Genomic DNA, 4,000 nt, shown 5'->3' with positions numbered 1-4,000 from the left:
GTGGGTGCGAGCACCGTGGGTGCGGTTGCGTTCACGTCGGCGAGCGTGACGCGTCAAGTGGATGTCACGCTGGCAGCGGACGACGGAGACGCTGCAGTTGGTCTGGCACCCGGTGTTGGAACCAGTATCACCAACGGACAACTCGTTATCGATGGGGAGTTCGAAGGTGCATCCGGTGGTCCGTTCAGCCCGAACAAGAACGGTGAGTTCACGCTGGGCGATACTAACGACACCTCCAACGACGCCTTCTCGATTACGAACAACAGCAGCAACGGCCACGACTTCGAGGTGGTGGTGGAGAACGTCACAAACGGCTCGATTACTATCGACATCTACGACGGTACTGAAAATCTGGGTACCGCTACAGAGAGCAGCAACGCGACGTTCAATATCGCTTCTGGAAGTACGGTGTACGCTGCAATAACGCTGGTTACCGAGACGGATTCGCTTACCGCAGACGTCACTATCCAAACGACGTCATAGCCGATGACCAGGGGGGTGGTAACCGGTCTCCTCGTCGTCGCGTTGCTCGCGATGACGGCCGGATACGTTGCGCCGCCAGGCCTTGCGCCAGCGACTGCGACGTCGCCGGTTTCGGACAGCATGGAGCCGACGATAAGTCAGCACGACCTGCTCGTCGTCACGGCCTCCGAGCCGTCGGTCGGTGACGTCGTGCTGTACGAATCGCCGAACCACGAACGGCCCGTGCTTCACCGCATCGTCGATGTCACCGAGGCGGGCTACGTCACACAGGGCGACGCTAACGAGGCGACCGATCAGGCAGAGGGTGAACCGTACGTAACCGAAGACCGGATTCACGGGACGGTCCCGACCGCCGGCGGCTCCGTGGTGACGATTCCGCTACTGGGCGCGATCGTCACCAATCCAGCCGTGCTGACATCGCTGTGGTTGTTGTTCGCGGTCGGAACGGTCGTCTCGGCGGGGCGTTCCTCGCCACGACCGAATATGGTCTCGGCGTCCCCGGGCCGGACGGCGGTGTTCGTTCTCGCCGCGGTCATCGTGATCGCGGTGCCGACCGCGGTGATGGGGAGTACCGTCGCCGTCGACGCGAGCATCGTCTCGACGGAGACCGCGCCGGAGGACTCGGAGCGACTCGTCGCCGTCGGGGAGACGACCGAACGGATCATCACGCTGTCCTCGCCGACGATGGCCGGGACGACCCAGACGGCCCACGTCGACGGCGATCTGGAGCTGGTCGGTATCGAGAGCACCGGGGCCTCGACGACGACGGATGTCGTCGTGCGCAACCCGCCGGCGAGCGAACCCGGCGCTCACACCGCCGAGATAACGCTGTACACCTATCCGGCGACGCTACCACAGCCCGTTATCGCCGCGCTGGCGGCCGTTCACCCGGCGCTGGCGGGGGCTGCCACCGGCGCCGTCATCGCCGCCGTCTTCGGCCTGCTGGCGCTGGTGGCTATCGACCCGCGGCAGACGGTCCGCCGGGGGAGAGGCACCATCCGCGCCGTCCGGAAACGGCGGGAGGAGGGTAGATACCGATGACCGAATCAGCAGCGCCGCTGCTCCGACTGAAGCACGCCCTCGCCCGCGACGGAGCCGCCGTCGCCGCCGTCCTTCTGGTCGGTTGTCTGCTCGCTAGCGCGGTCGTACTCACCGGCATGGTGACGCCGGCGAGTAGTTACAGCCCGCTGGCCGAAACGCCCGAGGGGCCGTCCGAGCGGCTCGTTCACGTTACCGCCCTTCAGCAGGACGTCGCGGTCGAGGTAACCGAGGACAGCGAGGCGTACACCGCCGGCGACCGCCTCGAGAATCAGGGCACCTACCCCATCTCCGGGGCAACCGACCCGACGGTAACGACGACGGCAGCGGCCGAAGATGCCGGTATCACGTCCGTCGAAATAGCCGTCGTCTACGAGGCCGCTCCGAGCGGGTCGCCGACGGAGCCGTTCTGGACCGACACGGTCGTCCTCGACTCGGAGACGTACGACGGTGCGGCGGAGGCGTCACTCGAGACGACCGTCGACGTCGAATCGGTCACCGAGCGGCGGGCAGCGCTTCGCGAGGAGTTCGGCCCCGAGGCGACGGTCTCCGCGTCGGTCGTCTCGACGGCGACGTACGGCTACGAGAGCGCCGAGGGGGAACGCTTCGGGGAGACGCTCGCCGTCGGTGGGCCGTTGACGCTCGGCGAATCGCTGTACCAGCTTCCCCACGAGTCGACCCGGCAGACGCCGACCACCGGCGGAGAATCTCCGGGCACCGCCTCGAGCGGGAGCCTGTTGAACATCGTCTTCGGCCTCTTCAGCGCCACCACCGGAATCGGAGCAGTCGGCGCGGCCGCGGCGTGGCTGTTCGTCGATCCGGGCCGGACCAGCCGGGAACTCGACCGTCGCCGCTACGAGGACTGGGTGACCGCCGTCGAATCGTTCACTCCACAGGGGAACATCAACACGGTCACCGTCTCGTCGCTCGGCGACCTCGTCGACCTCGCCATCGACACCCGACACCGCGTCATCTACCACAAACCCGTCGACGAGTATTTCGTCATCGCTGACGACATCATGTACATCTACGCCCCCGATCGCGAGGCGGGCGAGCCGTCCGCGACCGCGAACTTCGGCATGGAGATCCCACAGGCCGACGTCCCGCCGGTGAATTTCGATCCACCGGCCGGGCCGACGCCGGACGGCGGCCCCGTTCCCGAAGAGGACGGGGGTGACGACGAGAGAAGTGCCGAGAGAAGCGACCAAGACGGATTCCACTTCGGGGGCTGACCATGCCACGAAGCACCCACCCACGTCTCCGCCGCCGTCGTCGCAGGCGAAAGCGGAACGTGTTCCTGGCGGTCGTCGGCCTCGCCGTCATCGTCGCGACGATCGGTGGTGCGACGGCAGTGAGTTTCAGTTCCGGAACCGTGGCTCGCGACGCCTCGGTGCCGGTGGCCGACGATACGAATGCAGTCGTGGACCTGGCCATCGTAAACGAGGTGCAGTCCGGCAACAACAACCAGGAGTTCGGCACCGTCACGAACCGGTTCGACTCGACGGCGACGTTCACCGTCGAGATAATCGGCCAGAACGCGAAGGAGAACGTCGACTTCTCGAGCACGGGAACGGATACGCTCACCGTCAGTCTCGACCCCGGTGAGTCGGTTACGCTGTTCGTCGACGTCGATAGAGGCGCCCACACCGACGTGAACACGGTCGATTTCGTGGTCTCCGGCGGGACGGACGACGGGAACATCACAGTACGTCTCGACGAACGCGTCGGTCCCGAGGTGGTCAATCCGGGTGGTGGCGGCAATGGTGGCAACGACAATCCCGGCAACGGCAACGGCAACAACGACAATCCTGGCAAGGGCAACAACTGACGAATCGATTCATACGCACTGTGGGATTCACTCTGGTGGTCCCGAAGGTTTCGCGTCGAACTCTGATGCTCCGTCACCGGCAGTGGCAACGCGAGTCTCTATAATGAGATTTAATTAGCGGGAGTACGACGGTTCCGGTGTGACGGAGACACCGACGCCCACGCCGACGCGGTACGATGGCCTGCTGGCAGCCATGCCTGCGTCGGTCGCTGGCGGCGCGGCGGCCGGGTGGCTGCTGGCGATTCCCCTGACGCTCGGCGTCGGCGTGGGCAGTCTCCTCGCGGCCTGTTTCGTCACCATCTCGCTTTTCGTGGTGCCGCCAGAGTAGTCGCGTGATGGGTTCTGTGGTGTTCGTTTATAAATAGCGGGTGACTCCTCAACACCTCCGAAGCCCTCAGCCGCCTGGCGGACGCTGAGCGACATACCCTCGTTTTGCTCGGGTAGGGGTCGTTCAGACGACCACGCAAGCGCCAGCCGGTCGTCCGAAAGACGCTCCGCGCCTTTCGTGATGACGAGAGAGCTTCGCTCTCTCGGACCACTTCGCCCTTCGATTCCACCAGGCACAGCAACCGAACCACACGCCTCCCCAACCGACTCCCTCCTTCGCTTCGCTTAGTCGGTCGTCCCTCGCAGGATTTCGTCCGACCGCCG

Annotated in this window: 5 protein-coding genes; all 5 read left to right on the top strand. The window is 65.2% G+C overall.

Going from position 1 to position 4,000, the window contains the following annotated elements; all coding sequences use genetic code 11:
• Nucleotides 1–483 (top strand): hypothetical protein (locus tag V5A53_RS13490; RefSeq protein ID WP_332314138.1); only part of this gene is annotated, 483 nt, incomplete at its 5' end.
• A 3-nt stretch (nt 484–486) separates the two neighbouring features.
• The gene (locus V5A53_RS13485; protein ID WP_332314137.1) at nt 487–1,524 is read left to right on the top strand and encodes a signal peptidase I; all 1,038 of its coding nucleotides are present in this window, start codon (nt 487–489) and stop codon (nt 1,522–1,524) included.
• Nucleotides 1,521–2,753 (top strand): DUF5305 family protein, encoded by a 1,233-nt coding sequence (locus tag V5A53_RS13480; protein WP_332314136.1) that lies wholly within the window; start codon nt 1,521–1,523, stop codon nt 2,751–2,753. Before V5A53_RS13485 ends, V5A53_RS13480 begins: the two co-directional genes overlap by 4 nt.
• Nucleotides 2,754–2,755: 2 nt before the next feature.
• Nucleotides 2,756–3,349: a hypothetical protein gene (locus V5A53_RS13475; RefSeq protein WP_332314135.1), complete on the top strand. Its 594-nt coding sequence runs from the start codon at nt 2,756–2,758 to the stop codon at nt 3,347–3,349.
• 139 nt (nt 3,350–3,488) lie between these two features.
• Entirely contained in the window at nt 3,489–3,677 is a 189-nt protein-coding gene (locus V5A53_RS13470; RefSeq protein WP_332314134.1) for a hypothetical protein, read from the top strand.
• Nucleotides 3,678–4,000: the final 323 nt, after the last annotated feature.

The sequence above is a fragment of the Natronomonas sp. genome (assembly GCF_036625485.1).
Classification (GTDB): Archaea; Halobacteriota; Halobacteria; order Halobacteriales; family Haloarculaceae; genus Natronomonas.
The sequence above is the reverse complement of the archived record's forward strand: the minus strand, read 5'-3'. Positions and strand labels throughout refer to the sequence as shown.